Origin of the sequence: Haloarcula sebkhae, from assembly GCF_014647415.1 — an archaeon.
GTDB classification, from domain to species: Archaea; Halobacteriota; Halobacteria; order Halobacteriales; family Haloarculaceae; genus Haloarcula; species Haloarcula sebkhae.
This window is the reverse complement of record NZ_BMPD01000009.1, coordinates 63,482-87,054: the sequence shown is the minus strand read 5'-3', so window position 1 is coordinate 87,054 and position 23,573 is coordinate 63,482. Positions and strand designations below refer to the sequence as shown.

Below are 23,573 nucleotides of genomic sequence, written 5' to 3'. Positions count from 1 at the left end.
GCAATAACAGGCTCGGTCGGCTACTCGGACTCCAGTAGCGCGTCGTCACCGTGGCGCTCGCGGAGTCCCTGGAAGTACTCGCGCTGCTCGTCGATGTTCGATGTCGATTCGTCGTACACGTCCGCGAAGAGGTCTGTCGGGTCCGGCGCGTGGGCCTCAGCGTTGTCGATAATCTCGCCGAGGCGTTCGTCGATGGTGTCGTCCATCACGTCGATTTTCCCGTCGTCCAGCAGATTGCAGTTTCTGAGGAACGCCTCCATGCGGTCCAGCGGGTCGCGTTCGCGCCACTTCTCGACCTCCGCCTCGTCCCGATACACGTCCGGGTCGTCGGCAGTCGTATGCGCGCCGAAGCGGTACTGGACGGCTTCGATGAACATTGGTTCCTGCTCTTTGCCGTTTGCTCCCACAGCCCGCTCCCTGGCGGCTTCGGTGACGGTGTAGGTCGCCAGCGGGTCCATCCCGTCGACCTGCACGCCGTCGAAGCCGTAGGCATCGGCTTTCTGCGCCAGCGTCTGGCTGGCGGTCTGGCGCTCCCGCGGGACGGAGATGGCCCACTGATTGTTGTTGCAGAAGAGCACCGTCGGCGTCTCGAACACCCCGGCGAAGTTCATCGCTTCGTGGAAATCCCCCTCGCTGGTGGCTCCGTCGCCGAAGTGGACGACGCCCGCCCGCTCGTCGCCCTTTTTCTTTGCCGCCCACGACCAGCCCACAGCGTGGGGCAGGTGCGCGCCGATGGAGATGTTCAGCGGGAATACGTTCACGTCGCCGAGAGCGGCGTTACCCGCTTCGTGGCCCATCCAGTAGAGGACGTACTCCCAGGGGAGTCCGCGAGCGACGAGTGCGCCGTGTTCCCGGTACTGATAGAAGATCGTGTCCTCATCGGCCAGTGCGTACGTCGAACCGATCTGTGACCCTTCCTGGCCCGCCAGCGATGAGTAGGTCCCGAGCCGACCCTGTCGCTGGAGGCTTATCATCCGCTCGTCGAACCGGCGGGCGAAACGCATGTCACGGTACATCGACACCAGTGCCTCGTCAGACAGGTCCGGGATGAGGTCCGGGTCGACGATCTCGCCGTCTGAATCGAGCGCCTGTATGCGCTCGTCGGGTGCCCGATTGAGAACGTCCTGTGTCATTTCGTACCCTACACTCGGAGAGGACCGTCAAAAAGCTGTGTTCGGCTCGGGTGGCAGTGTTTCGTGGCGCGAAGCCCTGTTGACCCCTCCCCAGATGAGACATCCTGATCCGATTGTGATCGATACAGCCGAACGATTTATTAAATCAACCGTCTGTCAGTACAGGTAATGACAATTCGGCGAATGTTATTTCGTGAGCCAGACGGGCGGCAGAAGGGCCTCCTGTTCTCACTCTTCGCGTTCGTTTGCATCCTTGGATGGGTATATTTCGGTATTGTACTCGACGGCCCTCACAACATGCTCTTTTTGGGTATCGCGTTCGCGTTCTCTGGGGTCGCGGAATTCCTGCCCCCGAATCGACGACGTTCAGCGGGAGTCCTGCGAATACTCGGCCTCAGTACCCTCGTCGTCTTCGTTGTCCTCCTCATCTCGGTTCCAGAATCGATCTGGGGTTGAGCGCGAGCAACTGGGTTTGACCAGTCGGTCGCAGCTACATAGCAGATGTTTCAGCAGCCCAATCGAGCCCGAGTATTCATGCCAGTTCCGCCCAACGTATTCACGATGCTCGGCAAAGAGGGGCCAGCGGCAGACAGTGAGCAGGTGACGCTCTGGCGGGACCACCACCTGTCACACACCCACGCGGTACTCTGGACCGTCATCCTCGTCGCAACTGTCGGGGATATCCTCCTGACAATGACCGGGCTCACGGTCGGACTACAGGAGGGCAACGTCGTCGTCAGCACGATGCTTGCGGAGTTCGGGCTGGCGGGCCTCTGGCTGGTGAAGTTCGGGGCGATGCTGTGGCTGGTCGCGGGGTGGCGACTGCTTCCCGAGCGCAACGCGACGGTCTTTCTTGCCCTGTTCGCCATGGTGACACTCGCAGTCGTCGCCTACAACTCAGTCACCATCCTGCAGTACCGCGGGATAATAACGGCTGCTGCGGGTATTTGAAGGGTTGAAACCTTAGAATTCAGGAACAGCGGGATTAAGTACCACTGGGTGTGACCACGGGGTAATGGATAGACGTTCCTTCCTGACAGCGGCCGGCGCGACGGTGTCTGTCTCGTTTGCCGGCTGTGCCGGGCTGGGTGGCAACGACGAAGCGAGCACCGAAGCGTCGAACACGGACGAGTCAACCTCTTCCGGGACAAGTACCGGCGACGCCGGCGGTACCGACGAGACGCTGGTCGTCGGGACCTACAGCGCGTTCGTCGACTCGCCGTCGACGAGTCCGGGCGCGTGGGTGAAACAGCGCTTCGAGGAGGAGTTCGACGCCCGTCTAATCTGGCAGACGCCGAGCAACGAGGTCAACCACTACATCGAGCGCCGGAACGCCGGTGTCGACATCGAGGCCGACATGTACCTCGGGCTGAACACCGACCACCTCGTCCGGGTCGACGAGAACCTCGACGACGGCCTGTTCGCCGATGTCGGCGACGTGGCTGGGCAGGACGACATCAAGCCAGGCCTGCAGTTCGACCCCGACGGCCGGGCGATTCCCTACGATACCGGCTACATCAGCCTCGTGTTCGACGGCACAGCCACCACGGCACCGGAGACCTTCGATGGCCTCCTTGCCGAGGAACACGCTGGCGATCTCATCACACAGAACCCCGCCAGTTCGGCGACCGGGCGGGCGTTCCTGCTGCACACGATCAAGCAGTTCGGCCCGGACGGCTATCTGGACTACTGGAGCGACCTGCAGGACAACGACGTTCGGGTGCTTGGCTCCTGGAGTGACGCCTACAGCGCGTGGTCGGGCGGCGAAGCGCCGATGGTCGTCTCCTACTCCACCGACCAGGTGTTTGCCGATCAGAACGACGCGAACATGGAGAAACACCAGATCCGCTTCCTGAACGACCAAGGCTACGCCAACCCGGAGGGAATGGCGGTGTTCGATGGGGCGGACACGCCCGACCTCGCCCGGGAGTTCATGGGTTTCTTGCTGCGCCCGGAGATTCAGGGGGAAATCGCCGTCCGGAACGTCCAGTTCCCGGCAACCGAATCCGCCGAGCTTCCCGAGGACTACGCCAAACTGGCTCAGGAGCCGCCGGAACCGGTCACGTTCGGCTACGACGAACTCAAGGGCTCTGTCTCGGGCTGGATCTCCGACTGGGAACGGCAGTTCGCCGCGAACTAACGACCACAGACTGTGGCCCGAGATCACGACAGCGATGCGAAAGGTGCCGGCAGTGACCACAGCGAAAAGGCGACAGAGACAGCGAGCAGTCTGTCCCGCGAGCGAGGCCGGACCGTCCGAAACACTATCGAACGCCGGGGGATCGTCGGCCTCGCAGTCGCCACGATCGCGCTGTTGCTCGGCATCTTCTACTACCCGGTTGCGACGGTGTTCATCGATAGCGTCCTCGTCGACGGGCGCTTGACGGGGCGGGTGTTCATTTCGATACTGCAAGACCCGTTCTACTTCGGGGAGCCGGCGCGGCTCCTCGCCGGTGAGCCGATAGCGAGCGTCATCGAAGGGGTCCTGTCGCCGGACCGACGGCTGGGCGTCATCGGGTTCACGGCGTATCAGGCGGCGTTGTCGACGGTCGCCAGCGTCGCCCTCGGCCTGCCGGCGGCGTATCTGCTGGCGCGCTACGAGTTCCCCGGCCGGCGGACGCTCCGGTCGCTGACGATTCTTCCCTTCGTCCTCCCGTCGATAATGGTCGGCGTCGGCTTCGTCGCCACGTTCGGCCGGAACGGGACGTTCAACGCCGTAATTGGCGTGCTCGGCCTAGGACAGGTGGACCTCCTGTTCACGCTGGAGGCCGTCGTCATCGCTCACGCGTTCTACAACGCCCCGCTCGTCGCCCGTGTGACCACCGCCGCCTGGGAGTCCGTCGACGCCAGCGCGGTCGAGACGGCCCGGAGCCTCGGCGCGAGTCCTTTCCGAGCGTTCCGCGACGTGGTCGCCCCGCAACTGTATCCGTCAGTACTGATGGGCGCGGCGCTTACCTTCGTGTTCACCTTCAGTACGTTCCCCATCGTCCTCGCGCTGGGTGGGTTCCAGCTGGCCACCGTCGAGGTGTTCGTCTATCGGCTCATCCGCGACTTGGAATACGCCGAGGCGGCCGCCCTCGCGCTCATCGAGCTTGGCATCTCGTTGGGCTTGCTGTACGCGTATCTCCGCTACGAGGCCAAGCATACCGTCCGGTCCCGGGGGATTCGACCGCTCCCGCGACGGTCGCTGACGCCGCCGTCGTTCTCGGTCCGGGAACTGCTCCCCAGAATGGGACTCGCCGTCTACGCCCTCGTCGCGCTGGCGGTGTTCATCGCGCCGATAGCGAGCATGATTGTGGCGAGCTTCAGTGGGCCGGAGGGGCTGACGCTGGCGAACTATCAGTTCCTCATCGACCGCCAGACGACCGGCGCGTCGTTCCAAGTCCAGCCGTGGGACGCCGTCCGGAACTCACTGCTGTTCGGGGTCGCCTCGCTCGTCGTTGCCCTGCCGATGGGCGTCGTCGTGGCCGTCCTCACGACACGGGACTACCGCGGCCGGAAACTCGTCGACGCCGTCGCAATGGCTCCGCTAGCCGTGTCGGGCATCGTCGTCGGCCTCGGCCTGCTTCGTGGCCTCGTCTTTGGTGTCGAGGTAGGTGGCTCCCGCTTCGCCGTCGGTGGCGGCCTCGCTATCGTCGCCGCTCACGCCGTCGCGGGCTACCCGTTCGTCGTTCGGACAGTGGCACCCGGACTAGAGGGGGTCGACCACACGCTGGTCGAGTCCGCTCGCGCCCTCGGCGCGCCGCGGGCCAGAGCGCTGCTTGACATCGAACTGCCGCTCGTGTGGCCGGCCGTCATCGCCGGAGCCGCCTTCGCGTTCGCTATCTCTATCGGGGAGTTCTCGGCGACGATTGTGCTTGCCTCCGGGACGAACCAGTTCACGATGCCCATCGCCATCGAGCGGTTCATCGGCCGGCGACTCGGTCCCGCAACGGCGATGGGGGTCGTCCTGCTCGTGGTCACTAGCGCGAGTTTCCTGCTTATCGACCGGCTGGGAGGTGACGACGTTGGGTTCTAAGGAGGCCCCACCAAACAGTGCTGCCGTGAACCGGACTGGCCCGCCGGCCGTCGAACTCGACGGTGTCACCAGACGCTACGGCGAGACGACCGCCGTCGATGACCTGTCGCTTGCCGTCCGGGAGGGCGAGTTCTTCACGCTGGTCGGGCCCTCCGGCTGTGGGAAAACGACGACACTCCGGCTCATCGCCGGCTTCGAGGACCCGACGCAGGGCGAAGTCCGGTTCAGCGGCGAATCTGTCACCGGCGTCCCCCCAGAGGACCGCGACGTGGGTGTCGTCTTCCAGAACTACGCGCTGTTCCCGCACATGACCGTCGGGGAGAACGTCGCCTACGGACTCTCGTTCACCGACCCGCCGGGCGGCGGCAGCGCCGAGGCACGGGTGCGGGAGCTGCTTGAGCTGGTGGACCTCGGCGGGATGGCCGACCGGGACCCGGACACGCTTTCCGGCGGCCAGCAACAACGGGTGGCGATGGCCCGCGCACTGGCTCCCGGCCCTGACGTGCTCTTGCTCGATGAGCCGATGAGCGCCCTCGACGCGAAGCTCCGGGAGCGCCTCCGCGTGCAGGTCCGCGAGATTCAGCAGGAACTGGGTATCACGACGATTTACGTCACCCACGACCAGGAGGAGGCGCTGGCCGTGTCCGATCGCGTGGCGGTCATGCGCGACGGGACGCCGGAACAGGTCGCGCCGCCGCGGACCATTTACCGCGAGCCGGCGACGGAGTTCGTCGCCACCTTCGTCGGCGACAACAACGTTCTCAGCGGCGAGGTAACGGCAGTACGGTCGACCGATGCCGCGGACGCTGATAGTGGACAAACCATCGCGGACGTCACGGTCGACAGTACGACGCTCCCAGTGGCCCTGGAAGCCGACAGCGACCTCTCGTCCGGAGACCGGCTCACGTTCTGTGTGCGACCGGAGCGGCTTGCTGTCGACGCCGACCGAAACGCGTTGACAGCGACGGTCACAAGTGCGGAGTTCCTCGGAGAGACCACGCGTGTGCACCTCGACTGGGACGGGCGTGAACTCCTGTTGCGAGCCGAAGACCCGCCGACCGGCACCGTGACAGTCGGCTTTGCCCCGACGGATGCACACATTGTCGACAGACGGTCGTAAGCTACCAATCCACACGCCGACACCGGAATGGAGTCTGTTTTAACCCACCTGTGGTTATCGCCGATATCAATATGACACGCGGTGCCGTCGCAAGTAATCGAAACGGGCGTATCGGAGCGTGTCGACAGGGCTGGCGGGAGTCGGCGTTTCCAGACTGGAGCCACGCCGGAGTCCGGCCAGATTGGCGCGACGGGGGTCAGTGATGGTCGAGTTCGAACCTCGGCTGTTCGACGAGATCGACCCGTCTGAGCGGCCGTCACTGGGTGCCGCACTCGTGCCGATCGCGGGAATGATCGTGTTCCTCAGCGTGGGCCTCATTGCCTTCGACTTAGACCCACAGTTCCCGCTTTTCTGGGGGATTGCCTTCACCGGCCTGTTCGCCCGGTACCATCTCGGGCTCTCGTGGGAAGACCTGTACGACGGCATTGCCAGTAGCCTGCTCATGGGCATGCGAGTGATTCTCATCATGTTCACCGTCTATGCGCTCATCGCATCGTGGATTCAGGCGGGCACGATTCCCAGCCTGATGTACTTCGGGCTGGAGCTGTTCACACCGACAGTGTTTCTCCCGGTAGCGGCGATCCTCTCCGCGGTAATCTCGTTCGCCGTCGGCTCCTCGTGGACGACGGCCGGGACGCTCGGGGTCGCACTCATCGGAATCGGGTCGGGACTGGGTATTCCAGAACCGATGACTGCCGGCGCGATTCTCAGCGGGGCCTACACGGGGGACAAGCAGTCCCCGCTCTCGGATACGACGAATCTGGCCGCCGCAGTGACGGACACGGACCTGTACGAGCATATCAACGCGATGCGGGCTGGAACGCTCGTCGCGTTCACGATTGCCGTCCTCCTGTATGCCGGCCTTGGACTGCGGGCCGCCGGAACCATCCCTGCTGACCGCGTTGCGTCCATTCAGGCGGCCATCGAAAGCACGTACGTCGTCTCGCCGCTCGTGTTTCTGCCGGTCGTCGTGACCTTCGGACTCGCGCTGCGTGGCGTCCCCGCACTGCCGACGCTGGGAGCGGGAGTCTTTGCAGGCGTCGGGACCGCGATGCTCGTGCAGGGAACTGGATTCGGTGCAGCCTGGTCAGCGGCGCAGTCCGGGACGGCTCCGGAAACCGGCATGGAGCTTGTGAACGGACTCCTAGAGAGTGGCGGGCTGACCGGCGGCGCATGGATTGTGACGATTGCGATTGCCGCGCTCGCACTGGGTGGCCTGCTCGAACGGGCCGGCGTGCTCGCGGTGCTCTCCCACCATCTCGGGCGACTCTGCCACAGCGTCGCGAGCCTCACGGGCGTGACCGCTGTGTCCGCCGTCTCAATGAATATTCTGGCGGCGGAACAGTACGTGAGCATCGTCGTGCCGGGGATGACACTCGGGAATCTATACAACGAACAGGGGCTCAAGAGTCAGAACCTCTCCCGGGCCATCGAAGCGTCGGGAACGACGACGAGTGCGCTTATTCCGTGGAGTAGCGGCGGGCTGTTCATGGCCGGAACGCTCGGCGTCCCGACGCTGGAATACGCACCGTACTACTTCTTCGGCTTCCTCTCGCCGCTCGTACTCCTGTTCATGGGGGTGACCGGCTGGCAGATCGTCTATGCGGACCGAGCCGACAGCGAAGAGCCAGCCACAAGGTCTGGTGGTGCCGGATCGGTGACAGCGGGCGAGGACTAATCGGCTCCGAGTCGCCTGCAGTAGCGAGTCGGTGACTACATCTGGAAGTCGTCTTCTGACCACGTCTGAAAGTCGCTCGGGGTCCGCGTGCGCGTGCGCGCGAAGCCCTAATAAGTCCACAGCCCCTACTTCAGATGATGACACCACAGAAGCCATCCGCTGACGGCGAGCAAGCTGTCGACGGTCGGGCAAGCGACGCGGGCCCGGCGGTCGACTACGAGACGGTGTCGGTCCCAGTGCTGGTCGTCGGCGCTGGCGCTGCCGGGGCGCGGGTCGCAATCGGACTCGCCGAAAACGGCGTTGAGCCGCTGGTCATCGGCAAGCGCGACCACGGCGATGCGCACACGACGTGGGCAGCCGGCGGCATTAATGCCTCGCTGGGGTCGCTCGATCCTGAGGACGACTGGACGATTCACGCCGCCGATACGCTGGACGAGGGGCACTTCATCAACGACCCGAAAGCGGTCGAGCTAACGGCCAAACATATGCCCGACCGCATCCGGGAACTCGACGAGTGGGGGATGCCCTTCGACCGGACCGAAGACGGGAAGATCAATCAGCGGTACTTCGGCGCGCAGTCGTTCCGCCGGACGTGCTTCGTCGGCGACCGAACGGGGGAGGCGATGCTGGATACCCTCGTCGACAAGGCCCAGAGCCTCGGGATTCCCTACCGCGACAACGTGATGATTACCCGCCTGCTCTCCGACGGCGACCGCGTGTACGGGGCGGCCGGCTACGACATGGAGAGCGGCGAGTTCATCCTCTTCGAGTCGGACCACGTGGTTCTGGCAGCGGGTGGCTCCTCCGCCCTGTACAACCGCCACTCCTCGCGTGATGAGGAGAACAACGGCGACGGTCCGGCGCTGGCACTCCAAGCCGGCGCGTCGCTGATGGACATGGAGTTCGTGCAGTTCCACCCGACAGGAATGGTCGGCGACCGCTACGGCGAGGACTGGGACGGCCGACTCGTCACTGAAGCAGTCCGCGGCGAAGGCGGACGGCTGCTCAACGCCGATGGCGAGCGGTTCATGGAAGAGTACTCGCCGGACCAGATGGAACTCGACGCGCGGGACGTGGTGGCCCGAGCCATCGCACAGGAACTCCGTGAGGGCCGCGGCACCGAGAACGGCGGCGTCTATCTGGACATCTCCCATCGCGACGACGAGTACATCAAATCGCGGCTCCCGCGGATGTACGAGCGGTTCATGGACCTCGGCGTCGACATCACGGAGAAGCCGATGGAAGTCGCACCGACGGCCCACTACTCGATGGGCGGGGTCGACATCGACTTCGAGACCGGCGAAACCGGCGTCGGTGGGCTCTATGCCGTCGGCGAGACGGTCGCAGGCGTGCACGGCGCGAACCGGCTCGGCGGGAACTCGCTCGCGGAGACGGTCGCCATCGGCGCGCTCGTCGGCGACCACGTCGCAACGCAGGTGACGAGCGGCGAGCGCGACGGTGCGCTGCCAGACCGGCAACGCACGATCGCCGAGCGTGAGTTCCGATCGCTGCGGGAACTGGAAGCCTCGGACGGCGACGAGACGCCCGAAGAGCTCCTTGCGGATCTGGGCGACCTGCTGTGGGAGCACGCCGGTATTCTCCGCAACGAGGACTCGCTGTCGACCGGACTCGCCGAACTCCGGGACCTCCGCGAGCGGAGGGGGAACATCGGCGTCGACGGCGACCGGACCAGCTTGTCGTTCGAACTCGCCGTCGACCTCTCGTTCAGTCTTACAGTCGCCGAGGCCTTGCTGCTGGGCGCACGCGAGCGCGACGAGTCCCGTGGCGCACACTACCGCACCGACGCGCCCGACGTGGACCCTGAGTGGCGGCGGAACATCCTCGTGGCCCAGGGTGACACCGGACTCGAACTGACGACCCGCGGCGTCGCCGAGCCGAGCGAGGAAGTCAGTGAGGCAGTCGACGTGGGGTACGAACTCGACTACCACCACCTCGAATAGACCGGTCTGCAACGCGGCCTGCCCGCAGTTGTTTTGTCAGTCCCGGTAGGCGCAGTGGAAGCCAGCGACCTGCTGGTAGAACGTCGGAATCACGTTTGTTCGGAGGTCCGGGTCAGAGTTGTCAGCGAACTTCTGGCGCGTGAACTCCCGCGCGTCTTCGATAGCCGCTTCGACGTGTGGCGGAACGCCGGGTTCGTCAATCGACCCGATGTAGGCCCAGATGAACGCCGCCTCCAGCGTGTCGAAGAACTCCGGCGTCGGTTCGAACGCCGGTTCGCCGTCCGCCGCGATTCGGTTGTACGTCCGGCTAATGAGGACGCTGCCGTCGTCGAGGCCGTGATCGGCGAACGACTCCGTGGTCGTACACTCTTCGTCCGCGCCGTAGTCACGCGGAGTATCGCTTGACATACCTTGAAAGAGTGGAGGTAACCAAAAGTAACCAGCTAGAGTGTGTCTCGATACGACACACCCCGAATGGCTTTATACGGCACCGAAATTCAAGACGGTCGCAGTCGACAGTGAACCTACTGTGGCTCCGACTCGCCGAACCGTCCTCGCCAGCGGCGGCCCCGCTCTCGGAAGCCTCACCGCAGTTTCGGGCTGTCTGGGTGCTGCCGGCGATGCAGACGTGTCGTGTCCGCCGTCGGTCCCGACAGACGCGTCGCTACGCATCGGGTTCGTCGGCGACGTGATGCTGGGCCGGAGCGTCGACGAACGTTGGCACGATGACTCCGACGGACCGACTGCCGTCTGGGGGTCGATGCTCGGCCGACTCCAGTCACTCGACGGGCTGGTGACGAACCTCGAATGCTGTGTTTCGGACCGCGGCGAACCACGGCCCGGCCGGACGTTCCACTTCCGAGCGAGCCCGGAATGGGCAGTGGCCGCACTAGACCGCGCCGGCGTCTCCTGTGCTGGACTGGCGAACAACCACCTGCTCGATTTCGGACCGGTGGCACTCACGGACACGCCGGCCCACCTTGCCGACGCTGGCATCGCCTCGGCCGGGGCCGGCGTCGATAGAGAGAGAGCGTTCGAGCCAGCGGTCGTCGACATCGCCGACCTCTCGGTCGCCGTTGTCGCAGTCACCGATCAGTCGCCCAGCTACGCCGCTGACGGCGACAGCCCCGGCACGGCCTACGCGCCGCTGGACCCGAACCACCCGCTGACTCGCCGCCGCGTCGGGGACGCGCTGGCAGCGGCCCGCGACGCCGACCCGGACCTGCTCGTCGTCACCGTCCACTGGGGGCCGAACTGGGTGACCGAGCCCAGCGAGACACAGCAGGCATTCGCCCGCTGGCTGGTGGACAATGGTGCGGACGTGGTCCATGGCCACAGCGCCCACGTCGTCCAGGGTATCGAGGTGTACCGCGGTCGTCCCATCATGTACGACACCGGTAATTTCGTCGACGACTATGCGATCAAGGACGGTTACCACAACGACCGGAGTTTCCTGTTCGAACTGCACATCGAAGACGGGCGGCTGGCCGCGCTCGAACTCACGCCGGTCGAGAACGCGTATACACAGGTCAGATACGCCGACGACGCGGTGGCTGAGTGGCTTCGTAAGACAGTACGAGAACGCTCTCGGCCCTTCGGAACGACTATCGAGCGCGACGGCGGGGGACTTCGAATCCCGCTTTCGTGTCCGGCATAGCATCCGCTGTGTGTGTTTCTGGGCGGCTCGTCGTCGGCTGCTACTCGTCGACAGCCACAACCGCCGCCATGATCTCGTCGACCAGCCGTGGGTTGTACGTCCAGACGCCCCGAAACGCTCCGTCCTCGGTTTCCTCGGCGACGAGCGCACACTTGTTCTGGTCGTCACCGTCAGCGTCGAACGCCAGCAACCACACCTGTTCGAGTGCGGAGCCTGTGAGCGGATGGAACGAGATTCCGGGAATCGCCGGCGGCTCCCAGTCGCCCTGTCCGTACACGTTGATGTCGAGGTCCGTGTCGCTGCTAAGCGACTCGTATCGGGCGCGCTGCGAGCGGAATATCGACAGTGACTGGAAGCTCACTCGAAGGGTTCCCGCCCCGACGCGGTACGCTCTATCCTCGAACTCGTGGGACGTTGCGAGCAATTGTGCCGGCGTGAGCGATGACAGGAGCGTGTTCGCGAGCGCCGAGTGAAGAAGCTGTCTGCCCGGGTCACTGTCAGGGGTTCCGCTGTCGCCAATACCAGCCATCGGATCGCACAGGAACGTCTCCATCGCTGTGAGCGGGACTGCCTCGGCGAACACACCGTCCCGACGGATGACGGCAAACGCGTTCTGGTGTCCGGTCGGGAGTTTCCGCCAGGTGGCGTCGATCCCCTGAGTTGCCAGCCGCTCGCCCACAGTCTTCGTTGTGGGCGGACCGTACACAGTTATCGCCACGTCCGAGTCCTCGAAGCGCCGGAGGAGGGTACGAACTGTCATTGGCCCACGATCAGTCCTCGTGGTCTGTCTCGGCGGTATCCAGATCGGTTATCGTCGCCAGAACCTCGGCCGTAGATGGCGACAGCGAGGCCAGCGTCACGGTCTGCTGGTCAGCATCGTAGGTAACGATGCCAGCGTCATCGAGAACGGGAAGGTGACGGTGGTGGAGCGCAGTGCGGGTATCGTCCCAGTTGCAGGCATCGGTGTTTCGGCCACGCGCACTTGACCAGCCCACGACCACGTCAGTGAGTTCCGAGATTGAGGCCGAGTCGTGTTCGGCAAGGTACGTGTATATCATCCGCCGGGGCTCGGCTGCCAGCACTCGTAATAGCGTATCGAGTCGCTCGGACGAGAGTCCCGGCGTCTCCACAGGCTGTTCGTGCTGATCCATGTCAATTAATTATCCACTCTCGGTATTAATATCATTGGACAGTAGTTAGTCACAGATGTGACGGAATCCATTTACGTGCCAGCACCGTCTAAAATGTATGAACTACGAGTCCGCTCTACAGCGTGCGTACGACGTGCTACCAGACCAGCCTCGGGAGGCGGGTGAACGGCTCTCGATTCCGGACCCGGAAGGCCAGACAGACGGGGCGTTCACACGCCTGACGAACTTAGAGACAATTGCCGATGCGGTCTCGCGGGACGCACAGCACCTCCACCGGGCCATTCAGCGCGAGTTCGGGACCAACGGCCAGTTCGATGGCGGCGAAGCCCGCTACAACGGCTCGTTCGACACCAGCGATTTCGAGGCCGCTATTGACGCGTACATCGCCGAGTACGTCACCTGTTCCGAGTGTGGCCTGCCCGACACCGTCCTCAAAAACGAGGACGGCGTCGACATGCTGCGCTGTCAGGCCTGTGGTGCGTTCCGCCCGGTCGCCAAGGGTGCGAGTTCGAACACGCAGCAGGACCGACCGACGCTCGAAGAGGGCGAGACCTACGAGGTCAAGATCACCGGCACCGGCCGCGAGGGCGACGGCGTTGCGGAAAAAGGCAAGTACACCATCTTCGTCTCCGGAGCGCGCGAGGGGCAGGTCGTCGAAGCCTACATCGAGAGCATCAGCGGCACGCTAGCGTTCGGCCGAGTCGCCTGAGGGCTGTTTTCTCCGCCGCGCAACTACGGTTTCGCTTATTCCCAGAGATCCGTCGAGAGATATCGCTCGCCGGTGTCCGGCAGGACGGCGACCACCGTCTCGTCAGGGTTCTCGGTAGCGTACTCTGTCGCCGCGTGGAGCGCCGCACCCGAGGAGATGCCGACCATGATGCCCTCCTCGCTGGCGAGTTGGTGGGTCGCGTCGGTAGATTCCGCTTTGCTCGCAGTCCGCACCTCGTCGATAAGGTCACGTCGGAGAATGTCCGGAACGAACCCGGGACCGATGCCCTGGATATCGTGGCTATCGGGCTCGTCCGCCGAGAGCAGTTTGGACTGTTCCGGCTCAACAGCAACGGAGGTGAGGTTCGCGCCGACCTCCTCCTCGATGTACTCCGAGATGCCGGTGATTGTGCCGCCGGTCCCGACGCCGGCGACGACGGCGTCTACATCGCCGTCGGTGTCGTTCCAGATCTCCGGACCCGTCGTTTCGCGGTGTGCTCGCGGGTTCGCCTCGTTCTCGAACTGCCGAGCGCGAACGGTGCCCGGTGCGTCCGCGAGTTCGTTCGCGCGTTCGATTGCGCCGCTCATCCCGCCATCGGCCGGTGTGAGTTCGAGGTCCGTACCGAGCCCCGAGAGCAACTGCCGGCGCTCCTCGCTCATCGATTCGGGCATTGTCAGCACGCAGTCGTACCCTCGCGCGGCGCAGACGGCGGCCAGCCCGATGCCGGTGTTACCACTGGTCGCTTCGACGACCGTTCCGTCATCGGGGAGGTCACCGGACTCGGCAGCCGCGTCGACCATGTACAGCGCGATGCGGTCCTTCACCGAGTAGGGGTTCGCCGCTTCGACCTTGCCGAGCAGATTGTCCGCAAAGCTGTCGAGACAGACCAACGGCGTGTCGCCGATGAGCGCAGTCACACTGGACGCGACAGTACCGTCATCTCGCTGGGCATACGACTGCATACACCGGGAGAAGACGATTGATCCCCGTAACAGAGTTCCCCGAATACTGCGGGTCGAATACATTCACTCGGTTCCGAGTCTCCAGAAGCTTATGTTGTCTCCATCCGATCGTCTCAGTAATGCCTGAGATTACCGTCTCTGAGGGGCTGTACCGACAGCTATCCGCCGCCGAAGATCAGGTCGAGGAAGACACGCTCTGGAAAATGCTGCACCAGTTCAAGCGACAGAACACGCCGAGCGAGTAACGCCGTCGCTACCCGACCGGTTCGATGAGTTCTGGCGAGTCATTAGCAGGGCTGTTGACCGCTGACGAAACCGGATAGGTCTGCATAGGTCCGTCGAACGGGTCTAGCAGCGCCGACACATCGTCAGCGCTACCCTGGAGCCACGTCGACTCCTCTGATGGGTCCAGAATGACGGCCATCCGGTGATGGAGGTCGGCGACGGCCTCGTTCGGTTCGGTCGTCACAATCGTGAACGACTCGACGGTATCGTCTTCGTCGCCCGAATCGCCGCCGCTTGCGCCGAACTCGCCCAGCCCGGTCTGGCGCTGTGGCGGCTCCCACCGCTCGTATAGCCCTGCCATCGCGAACAGGTCGTCGTCCGGCAGCGCCACGCGGTACGGTTGCTTGCCGTCGCTCGTCTCGACCCACTCGTAGAACCCATCAGCGGGAACCAGACAGCGCCGGGACTCGTAGGCATCAGCGAACGAACGTTTCTCCGCCAGCGTCTCGGCGCGGGCGTTGATGTGCCCGTGGTCCGTTCGGCTGTCTGCCCAGGTCGGAATCAGTCCCCACTCCATCCGCTGGATTGTGCCTGGCGACTCGCCAGTGATGACCGGTAAGTCCTGGCTCGGGGCGGCGTTGTATCGGGGCTCGTAATCGAAGGCAAACTCGGCGTCGAACCGCGTCTCAATTTCCTCGCGAGGGGAGAACAAACTGTAGCGGCCACACATAACCTGTGTTTGGCGTTCCCGCTGGATAAACCCACTACTCGCGCATCCACTCGCTTGCCTGTGGCTCCGTCGGGTCGGTCCTGACCTCAACGAGCGTCGGCGCGTCCGTCTGAACTGCCTCTCGAACCGCCGTGCGGATTTCTGACGGTGTGTCGGCTTGCATGGCTTCCATCCCCATCCCGGCAGCGACAGTCTCGAAGTCAATCGGCGTCCTGTCCCATCCGTACGCCTGATCGTCGAGGTCGTAGCTGCGCCCGGCCTCCTCGCTGATGATCGCGTAATCGTCGTTGTTGAGGACGGCGACAGTGATTGGGAGGTCCTCAGCGACCGCGGTATGGAGTTCATGAACGCACATCATGAGGCCGCCATCACCAGTCAGCGCAACGACGGGCGTGTCCGGGTTCGCTAGCTGTGCCCCAATCGCCGACGGCAGTCCCGTTCCCATCGTCGCCCACGACCCGGGGTTGACGTAGCTGCGTGGTCCGTGCGCCGCAAACGTGTTCAGCGCCCAGACGCGGAATCCCCCGGCGTCGACGGCTGTGATGGCGTCCGAAGGGAGTGCGTCTCGAAGGAGTTGCAGCACATGGACGGAGGTGAGCGGTGGTTCCGAGTCGACGAGCGGTTCGATACGGCGCGCCGTGGCATCACGGATAGCCTGTGCGCGGTCGATACCGTCCGCCTTCGGGGTTGGAGCAGTGTCGGCCGCCGCAATTCTGTTTTCGATCGCCGCCATCGCGTCCGCGGCATCTGCGAGGATGCCGACGGTCGGGTCGTAGCCCGTGCCGAGGTCATCGGCGTCGATGGTGACGTGAACGAGCGTTTCAGGCAGGTCGACGGACCACCCACGTGTCCCGTGTGCGTCGAGGTCTGAACCGACGGCGAGCACAGCGTCAGAATCGGCGAGACAGTCCAGTAGCTCCGGACTCGCGCTGCCGGCCAGCACGCCGGCACTGAGGCCGTGATCCTCGGGGAGTACGCCCTTGCCCTTGTACGTCGTTACGACGGGCGCGTCGAGTCGCTCGGCGAGGCTTCGGAGCGCCGCCGTCCCACCCGACGCTCGCACACCACCGCCGGCCAGAATAACGGGCCGCTCGGCCGCGAGCAGATGCTCGGCGGCTGTCGAAACCTCTTGCTCCGGGACGGTGCTGGGTGACGGAGCCGACGATGTGCCTGCACCGGCAAGCGGGACGTCCATCTGCAGGTAGTTCTTGGGAAGCCCGACCCTGACTGGTCCTTTCGGGGGTGTTTGAGCGACCTGTACCGCCCGGTCGATCGTCGCCGCTGTCGTTTCGGGATTTTTCAGCAGTATGTTCTCTTTGACGACGTTGTCGTAGGTGTCCGGTGGGGTTTCGTGGATCGCATCACCACCCCGGAGCGCCGGCTCCGTTTCGATAGCGAAATGCACCAGCGGCGTGCAGTCGTTCAGCGCGTTTTTCAGGCCGTTCATCGCGTTCATATCGCCCGGGCCGGGGACGACGACAGTGCTTGCTATCTCTCCACTCGTTTCTGCATAGCCCCAGGCCTGGTGTGAAACCGCAGTTTCGTGGCGTGCCACGACAAAGCGGATATCATCTCGATTGCCGATAGCCTCGTTCAGCGGGAGGGACTGCTTTCCGGGGATTCCGAAGACGGTATCGATACCGTTCGCGACGAGACGGTCTACCACCGCCAGACTAACGCGCATACTGATTCCTCACTCCGAAGACAATTCACTCTCATGACTTTAGTTCGCCACCGGTCATGCTAGACCCGAGACCGCGTCGGGCCGCCACAGTCCCAAGAGTATGGGTACCAAGCCCTGCATGGCCCGCGAATTTAAATCCGAAAGCGCCCAACTACGTGACAGATGACCACGGACCCCTCGTTCAGCATCCCCGCACACCCACAGCGGCGCTTTCCCCACGGAAGCGGGGTCGAATACGAGGGTGGGACGGAGTTCCGACTCATCCCGGAACAGGAGCAGGCGACGCCGGACCTCGCCGAGACAGTCGTCGATATCCTCAAGGCTGGACCGTACCGCTTCGGTGATTTCCACGACCTGCCGATGCCGCTATGGCTGGTCCGGGACGAGGAGACGACCGACGTGTTCCGCGTCGCGGTCCGCGACGGGACGGTCCGACTGCACGTCCTGCCAACCACGGAGTCCGACGGGCTACAGCGCTTCTTTGATCGCTTGTGTGAGACGGCCGGAGGAGAGTCATGGGCGGTGCAGCGACACGTCGACAGGCAGTAGCCGGCCGCCGGATCGTACGGACCCAAAACCGTCTTACACACCTGCCTCCATGTCTTGGCCATGACCGTCTCTCGCGAAGTCGAGCTAGAGGGCCACATCATCGACTCCGGGATGATGCAGTCCTGTTTCGGCATCATCATGGACCTGGGCGGCTCCTTCTCCGTTCAGGAGTTCGATATCGGCCGCCACAAAGACGAGGAGTCCTACGCCCGGATGCTCGTCGAGGCCGACGACGAGGACCAACTGCAGTCGATTGTCCACGAACTCCACCAGCACGGCGTCAACCCTTCGGACCCGAAAGACGCCACGCTCGTCCCTGCGCCCGACGACCAGGTCGTCCCGCACGGGTTCTACTCGACGACGAACCACCCGACGTACATCCGTCACGACGGCGAGTGGGTCGAGGTCGAAGACATGGAGATGGACTGCGCCGTGGTTGTCGAGGATAGCGACTCCCCGCGGGCCTACACAAAAGTCCTCAACGCCATCGAGGAGGGCGATCTGGTCGTCACCGACGAAACCGGCATCAAGGTCCAGCCCCCGGAGCGGCCCCGAGACTCCAGCGGCGCGTTCGGCTTCATGCAGGGCGGCGTCTCATCGGAGCGACCCTCTGAGTCGACCATCCGCAAGATCGCGAACGCGATCGAGGAGACGAAAAAAGAGGGCGGCAAGGTGATGGCGGTCTGTGGGCCGGCGCTCATTCACTCCGGGGCGCGCGAGGACCTCGCTCGCCTTGTCCGAGAGGGCTACGTCGATATGCTCTCGGCCGGCAACGGCTTCGCCGTCCACGACATCGAGCGGGACATCTACGGCACCTCACTCGGAATGGACACGGAGAGCCTGGACCACCCCCGCCACGGCCACAAGCACCACATCTACACCATCAGCGAAGTCATTCGCGAGGGCGGCATCGAGGAAGCCGTCGAATCGGGGACCATCGAATCCGGTGTAATGTACGAGTGTATCGACAACGACCGGCCGTTCGTCCTCGCGGGCTCGATCCGTGACGACGGCCCGCTCCCGGACACTATCACCGACGCCGTCGAGGCCCAGAACGCTATCCGGGAGCAGGCCCACGAGGCCGACATGGTCCTGATGCTCTCGACCCTGCTGCACTCGGTCGCCGTCGGGAACTGCCTCCCCTCGACGACTCGGGTCGTCTGCGTCGACATCAACCCCGCGACGGTAACGCAACTCCTCGACCGCGGTTCCGCACAGGCAGTCGGGATGGTCACCGACATCGGGACCTTCGTGCCGATTCTGGCCGAGCAGTTACTCAGTGAGGACTAGGTCGACCACGAGCGACGTGAGCGGGCGAAAGAGCGAGGCGACCGAATCGATGATCCGTGGACTGTCCCCGGTTGTCACGCCGGTATTCTCGCGAGATGCTTATTACTGGCCGTCCGATACTCCTACTATGTCCTCTTCCGAGCGGCAGTTCACGCAGCTTTCTAGCGGTATCTCTGGCCTTGATTCGCTTCTCAGAGGTGGGCTGGTAGAAGGGCGACTTTATCTCGTTATTGGGCCGCCCGGGACCGGCAAGACACTGCTTGGCACGCAGTTTCTCGAAGCGGGACTCGAAGCTGATGACGACGTGCTGTTCATTCACGCTGAAGAGTCTGCCGCCGATCTGCTGGCGAACACTGCCGAACTCGGCATCGATATCGGCGACGCGACGTTTCTCGACGTCGGCCCCGACTCGGAGTTCTTCGAGGAGGCCGAGTCGTACGACGTGGTCAAGCCGCGAGACGTCGAGGACGGCAACCTGATTTCAGATATCCGCGAGGCTATCGAGCGGGTCGACCCGGACCGCGTCCTCATTGACCCCATCACGCACTTCCAATATCTCGAACCGACCGAGTACCAGTTCCGCAAGCGCGTCATCTCCTTCGCGCGCTTTCTACAGGACAGGGAGACGACCGTGCTGGCGACCAAGACGCCGAGCAATCAGATGGACAGCCAGCTCAGGTCGCTCAGCGACGGCATCATCTCACTCAGCTACGGCGACGAGAAGGCAGGCCGGCGTATTCGGCTGCGAAAGCATCGCGGGATCGGCCAGCAGGACGGCTCACACGGGATGGAAATCCGGGAGTCCGGTGTCGAGGTCTACCCGGCGCTCGAACCGGCACGGCGGACGCGGTCGTTCGATCCCACGCAGTTTTCCGCAGGAGTCTCGGAGCTGGACTCGCTTCTGGATGGCGGACTCGAACGCGGGACGGTGACGATTCTCAGCGGGCCCTCCGGCGTCGGCAAGTCGACGACGGCGACGGAGTTCCTGGCCTCCGCAGCGGCGGACGGGTCCCCGGCACTCGCCTACCTGTTCGACGAATCGATCGACACGTTCACACACCGCTGTGAGACGTTCGGGATGCCGCTCCAGCGATTGCGTGACGAGGGGACACTTCTCGTCGAGGAGGTTGGATCGCTGGCGCTGTCGCCCGAGGAGTTCGCAAACCGCGTCAAGACACAGGCCGGGGAGCGTGGGGCCGAACTCGTCGTTATCGACGGGATCGCGGGCTACAAGAACGCGATCAAGCACGGACAGGACGACGTGGAACTGCGTCGACGGCTCCACGCCCTGACACAGCATCTCACGCGCGGGAACACCGCGGTGATTCTGATCGACCAGCGCAGAGACGTGACGGGCCTGCACGAACCGACGAGCGAGAACGTCAGTTACCTCGCCGACAACATCGTCTTCGAGAACTACATCGAGGTCGAGGGCGAACTCCAGCGCGTCGTCGGCGCGCTGAAAAAGCGCGTCGGCGGGTTCGAGACGGTGCCTCGCCAGTTCGAGATAACCGCCGATGGCCTTCAGGTCGGCGACCCCGTCTCAGGGATGCACGGTGTGTTCGAGGGCGTTCCCGAACAGCATGGAGACAGCGACGGACGCTCGTCCACTCGCTAACCACCGATGGCCGACATCCAACTACTGCTGGCTGGCGATGGTAACCGGAACGCACTCGCCTCCGTCGTCGCCGAACACCACACGCCGATCACGGACGGCGAGTTCCGGGAGGCCGATCTCCACATCGTCGACGAGTCGTCGTTTCCGAAATACAGAGAAGCGATAGAGGCGTACAAACACCGGGCAGATCCGGTGTTTTGCCCCGTCATTCTGGTCCGTCGCGAGGAGACGCCGACACGGATCGACCTCCCCGATATCGACGCTGCCGAGCAGCCACTCGTCGTGAACGACGTCGTGACAGCGCCGGTCGACACGCAGGCGCTCTTTCGAACCATCGCGAACCTCCTCGCGCGACGTAGCCACACAGAAGACCTCGTCGAGGACCTCAGGGAGCAAAACAGCGAACTCCGGCGGTTCAGGAACGCCGTCGAACACGCGGGCCACGCGATTCTGATAACGAACACTAACGGCGTTATCGAGTACGTGAACCCGGCGTTCGAGGAACTCACCGGGTTCAGCGCCGACGAGGCGATCGGTCGAACGCCGCGGATACTCAAGTCCGGTGAACAGGGCGAACAGTTCTACGAACGGCTCTGGGACACGATCTGTCGCGGCGAGGTCTGGACAAGCGAGATCGTAAACGAGCGCAAGTCCGGCGAGCGGTTCATCATCAACCAGACCATCGCTCCGATCCAGGACGCGGACGGGACGATTCAGGGATTTGTCGGAATGCAGGACGAAATTACCGGTCGTCGGCTGCGCGAGCAACAGCTCACCGTCTTTCATCGGATTCTCCGGCACAATCTCCGGAACAACGGCACGACGATCAGCGGCCGTGCGGATATTCTGTCGGAGCTAGTCGATGACGACGACGCTCTCGCCCATCTTGAGACGATCAAATCGAATGTGCAGTCCCTGCTCGACATCAGCGAGAAAGCACACCATGTGCAGGAACTGCTCGCGGACTCGCTTACCGACGACGTCGAGCGCGGACTCGAAGACGCCCTCAGTGACATCACGGACGGGCTGGCCGCAGCATATCCCGACGCCGAGTTCGCCGTCGAGGTCGGTCCCAGCTCGTCAGCCACGATAGACGCAAAGGTCGTCCCGGCGTTGCAGGAACTTATCGAGAACGGTATCAAGCACTCTGACGCATCGGCACCGCGAGTCACTGTCAGGACAGAGTGCCACGACTCGACAGTGACAGTGACGATTGTGGACAACGGACCGGGCGTCCCAGATCAGGAGCGGCGGGTCATCGAGGCAGCGGAGGAAAAGCCGCTCGAACACGGGTCCGGGCTGGGGCTGTGGTTCGCGTACTGGCTTATCAGCTACGTCGGTGGCGATATCGACATCCAGACCGCTGCCGACGGGACGAGCATCTCCGTGACGATCCCCGTACGGTGACCGTGAACGTCAGATAGCGACCCACGCCAGCACAATGACGGCAGCGCCGACCACCGTCGAGCCGACGGCGTGCGTCCGGAGTTCGTCGAGGAGGTCGTGGGAGTGATCGTGCAGTTCACAGACCTCGTCGATTTCGCTGCCGGCCTCGCAATTGGGCAGGAAGTCCATCGCGACGTGGAGGAAGATGCCGGCGGCGAACCCGAAAATGACTGCGTTGAGGAGTGCTGACTCCGGGATCGGAAGCAGTGCAGACGGGATCGCCGTCAGACCAACACCGGCCGCGGGGAGCAACAGTGCCGTGGCGGACTTGTCGCTACGTCCGAGCCGCCGGGCGGCAGCGTAGCCGGCCGGCCCTTTGTGCGAGACGATAGCGAGCCCGAGCAGGATGCCCAGTTCCGGCATCGAAGCGTAGACCAGCCCGATAACCAGTCCGGCCGAGAGCGCGTGGGCGGCGATGGCGAGCGTCGTTATGTCGAAGGAAGTCTCGATGTGGGTCAGCCGGTGGCCGATAGTGTGGGTGCCGTAGCCGGTAACCAGTCCAGCGGCGATGCCAACGCCGCCGATTCGCGCTGCGCCGGCCTGGCCGCCCAGTCCCATCGCCTGCGGGACGAGGAACATGGCCGCCGACGTGACCATCGCCCCGCTCGCAAGCCCGTAGCCCCAGACCAGTCGGTAGGGGTTCGTCTCGTCGGCCCGGGCACCGAACCACGCGCCGAGTCCCATCGCCACGAACGCAACCCAGGAGATGACCAGAACCTTACTCGCCCCGCCGGCAGCTGCGACGGCTGACAGGACTACCAGGCCGACGACGCTCGCGATACCGGCAGTGGACACCCGCCCAGTGTTATTAAAAACTGAGCTAGAGTTAATAGACATTGTCTACATTCACCGGTCTGTTGCCAATAAACCCATCGGTGGCGGTCACCGCGTCGCTGACCGATAGTCACCCCAGTCGAGGACACCGCCGTCCAGTGTGGACGGGTCCGCATCCCGGAGCGCCCAGAGAACCATTTCGGCGACGGATTCCGGGTCGCGTCCGCCGTCACCGGAGAGGTCCGTCGCGACCTGCCCGGGGTCGACTGCACCGACCGGCGTATCGAGGTCGGCCGCGAACCCGCGAGCAACAGCCTCCGCGGCGGCCTTCGAGACGGCGTACGAGCCGTAGCCGGGCATTCCCTCGCGGGCGACGACGCCCGTCGGGACGACGATACGGGCGTCCGGACCGAGATGTGGGACGGCCTCGCGAATCGTCGAGAACACGCCCCGAGCGTTCGTCCGGAGGTGATCGTCGAAGGCGGCATAGGACTCCTCGGTAAGCGGTGTCTCGCCGGCGGTTCCGTGGTAGACGCCGGCGTTGGCGACGACGTACTGTATCGCACCGGTACCCTCCCGCGTGGCAGTTTCGACCAATCGTTCCACGTCGTACTCGTCGCGCACGTCCGTCCGAATCGCGGTCACAGAGCCACCCGCGTCCCGGATATCGGCCTCGACACGCTCAAGCGCCTCTGCGTCGCGGGCACAGATGACCGTATGTGCGCCTGCACTCGCTACCGCGTGGGCTATCTGCTCGCCGATTCCTCTACTTGCACCCGTGACGACAGCGGTCGCACTGTCCATCCGTGGGACCATAGCGGTGGTACCGCTGCCAGCCACAAGGTCGTTGCTCCCACCGTCGGTGGGG

At 64.1% G+C, this 23,573-nt stretch carries 22 protein-coding genes; 13 read left to right on the top strand and 9 right to left on the bottom strand.

Annotation, left to right across the window (positions count from 1 at the left end; translation table 11 throughout):
- Nucleotides 1-20: 20 nt before the first annotated feature.
- Entirely contained in the window at nt 21-1,133 is a 1,113-nt protein-coding gene (gene pdhA, locus IEY38_RS19300; protein ID WP_188980358.1) for a pyruvate dehydrogenase (acetyl-transferring) E1 component subunit alpha, read from the bottom strand.
- 534 nt (nt 1,134-1,667) lie between these two features.
- Here pdhA and IEY38_RS19295 point away from each other — a divergent pair.
- From IEY38_RS19295 to IEY38_RS19270, 6 genes are all read left to right on the top strand, one after another.
- Nucleotides 1,668-2,084, top strand: coding sequence for a hypothetical protein (locus IEY38_RS19295; RefSeq protein WP_188980356.1), 417 nt, complete (start codon nt 1,668-1,670; stop codon nt 2,082-2,084).
- 64 nt (nt 2,085-2,148) lie between these two features.
- Nucleotides 2,149-3,273, top strand: coding sequence for a thiamine ABC transporter substrate-binding protein (locus tag IEY38_RS19290; RefSeq protein ID WP_188980354.1), 1,125 nt, complete (start codon nt 2,149-2,151; stop codon nt 3,271-3,273).
- A 12-nt stretch (nt 3,274-3,285) separates the two neighbouring features.
- Nucleotides 3,286-5,151, top strand: a complete 1,866-nt coding sequence (locus IEY38_RS19285; RefSeq protein WP_188980352.1) for an ABC transporter permease — start codon at nt 3,286-3,288, stop codon at nt 5,149-5,151.
- A gap of 25 nt (nt 5,152-5,176) precedes the next feature.
- A complete protein-coding gene (locus IEY38_RS19280) occupies nt 5,177-6,271 on the top strand; it encodes an ABC transporter ATP-binding protein (protein WP_188980457.1) in 1,095 nt (364 codons plus the stop codon).
- Between the two features lie 202 nt (nt 6,272-6,473).
- Entirely contained in the window at nt 6,474-7,949 is a 1,476-nt protein-coding gene (gene arcD, locus IEY38_RS19275; protein WP_188980350.1) for an arginine/ornithine antiporter ArcD, read from the top strand.
- A 137-nt stretch (nt 7,950-8,086) separates the two neighbouring features.
- On the top strand, nt 8,087-9,910 hold the full coding sequence (locus tag IEY38_RS19270) for an L-aspartate oxidase (protein WP_188980348.1): 1,824 nt from the start codon (nt 8,087-8,089) through the stop codon (nt 9,908-9,910).
- A gap of 36 nt (nt 9,911-9,946) precedes the next feature.
- Here IEY38_RS19270 and IEY38_RS19265 read toward each other — a convergent pair whose 3' ends face one another.
- Entirely contained in the window at nt 9,947-10,318 is a 372-nt protein-coding gene (locus tag IEY38_RS19265) for a hypothetical protein (RefSeq protein ID WP_188980347.1), read from the bottom strand.
- 121 nt (nt 10,319-10,439) lie between these two features.
- Here IEY38_RS19265 and IEY38_RS19260 point away from each other — a divergent pair, with 121 nt between their 5' ends.
- On the top strand, nt 10,440-11,567 hold the full coding sequence (locus IEY38_RS19260; protein WP_188980345.1) for a CapA family protein: 1,128 nt from the start codon (nt 10,440-10,442) through the stop codon (nt 11,565-11,567).
- Nucleotides 11,568-11,607: 40 nt separating this feature from the next.
- Here IEY38_RS19260 and IEY38_RS19255 read toward each other — a convergent pair whose 3' ends face one another.
- Nucleotides 11,608-12,327, bottom strand: a complete 720-nt coding sequence (locus IEY38_RS19255) for a DICT sensory domain-containing protein (protein ID WP_188980343.1) — start codon at nt 12,325-12,327, stop codon at nt 11,608-11,610.
- A gap of 10 nt (nt 12,328-12,337) precedes the next feature.
- Nucleotides 12,338-12,718, bottom strand: coding sequence for a DUF7344 domain-containing protein (locus IEY38_RS19250; RefSeq protein ID WP_188980341.1), 381 nt, complete (start codon nt 12,716-12,718; stop codon nt 12,338-12,340).
- A gap of 97 nt (nt 12,719-12,815) precedes the next feature.
- Here IEY38_RS19250 and IEY38_RS19245 point away from each other — a divergent pair, with 97 nt between their 5' ends.
- Nucleotides 12,816-13,427: a translation initiation factor IF-2 subunit beta gene (locus IEY38_RS19245; RefSeq protein WP_005535493.1), complete on the top strand. Its 612-nt coding sequence runs from the start codon at nt 12,816-12,818 to the stop codon at nt 13,425-13,427.
- 35 nt (nt 13,428-13,462) lie between these two features.
- Here the strand turns inward: IEY38_RS19245 and cysK are convergent, their stop codons facing one another.
- Complete coding sequence (cysK, locus tag IEY38_RS19240; RefSeq protein WP_188980339.1) at nt 13,463-14,389, bottom strand: cysteine synthase A; 927 nt, start codon at nt 14,387-14,389, stop codon at nt 13,463-13,465.
- A gap of 119 nt (nt 14,390-14,508) precedes the next feature.
- On the opposite strand from cysK, the gene IEY38_RS21705 reads away from it, so the two are divergent.
- Nucleotides 14,509-14,634 (top strand): hypothetical protein, encoded by a 126-nt coding sequence (locus IEY38_RS21705; RefSeq protein WP_005535496.1) that lies wholly within the window; start codon nt 14,509-14,511, stop codon nt 14,632-14,634.
- Between the two features lie 8 nt (nt 14,635-14,642).
- Here the strand turns inward: IEY38_RS21705 and IEY38_RS19235 are convergent, their stop codons facing one another.
- Complete coding sequence (locus tag IEY38_RS19235; protein ID WP_188980337.1) at nt 14,643-15,344, bottom strand: SOS response-associated peptidase; 702 nt, start codon at nt 15,342-15,344, stop codon at nt 14,643-14,645.
- A 34-nt stretch (nt 15,345-15,378) separates the two neighbouring features.
- Nucleotides 15,379-17,028, bottom strand: coding sequence for a thiamine pyrophosphate-binding protein (locus IEY38_RS19230; protein WP_188980335.1), 1,650 nt, complete (start codon nt 17,026-17,028; stop codon nt 15,379-15,381).
- Nucleotides 17,029-17,190: 162 nt separating this feature from the next.
- On the opposite strand from IEY38_RS19230, the gene IEY38_RS19225 reads away from it, so the two are divergent.
- The 4 genes from IEY38_RS19225 (at nt 17,191) to IEY38_RS19210 (ending at nt 21,892) form a co-directional block, all read left to right on the top strand.
- Entirely contained in the window at nt 17,191-17,577 is a 387-nt protein-coding gene (locus tag IEY38_RS19225; protein ID WP_188980332.1) for a hypothetical protein, read from the top strand.
- Nucleotides 17,578-17,637: 60 nt separating this feature from the next.
- Complete coding sequence (locus tag IEY38_RS19220) at nt 17,638-18,867, top strand: ornithine cyclodeaminase, nickel-pincer nucleotide-dependent (protein ID WP_188980330.1); 1,230 nt, start codon at nt 17,638-17,640, stop codon at nt 18,865-18,867.
- 127 nt (nt 18,868-18,994) lie between these two features.
- The gene (locus IEY38_RS19215) at nt 18,995-20,485 is read left to right on the top strand and encodes an ATPase domain-containing protein (protein ID WP_188980329.1); all 1,491 of its coding nucleotides are present in this window, start codon (nt 18,995-18,997) and stop codon (nt 20,483-20,485) included.
- 6 nt (nt 20,486-20,491) lie between these two features.
- The gene (locus tag IEY38_RS19210) at nt 20,492-21,892 is read left to right on the top strand and encodes a PAS domain S-box protein (RefSeq protein WP_188980327.1); all 1,401 of its coding nucleotides are present in this window, start codon (nt 20,492-20,494) and stop codon (nt 21,890-21,892) included.
- 9 nt (nt 21,893-21,901) lie between these two features.
- Here IEY38_RS19210 and IEY38_RS19205 read toward each other — a convergent pair whose 3' ends face one another.
- Nucleotides 21,902-22,768 (bottom strand): ZIP family metal transporter, encoded by an 867-nt coding sequence (locus IEY38_RS19205; RefSeq protein WP_049943963.1) that lies wholly within the window; start codon nt 22,766-22,768, stop codon nt 21,902-21,904.
- 45 nt (nt 22,769-22,813) lie between these two features.
- The gene (locus IEY38_RS19200) at nt 22,814-23,521 is read right to left on the bottom strand and encodes an SDR family NAD(P)-dependent oxidoreductase (protein WP_188980325.1); all 708 of its coding nucleotides are present in this window, start codon (nt 23,519-23,521) and stop codon (nt 22,814-22,816) included.
- Nucleotides 23,522-23,573: the final 52 nt, after the last annotated feature.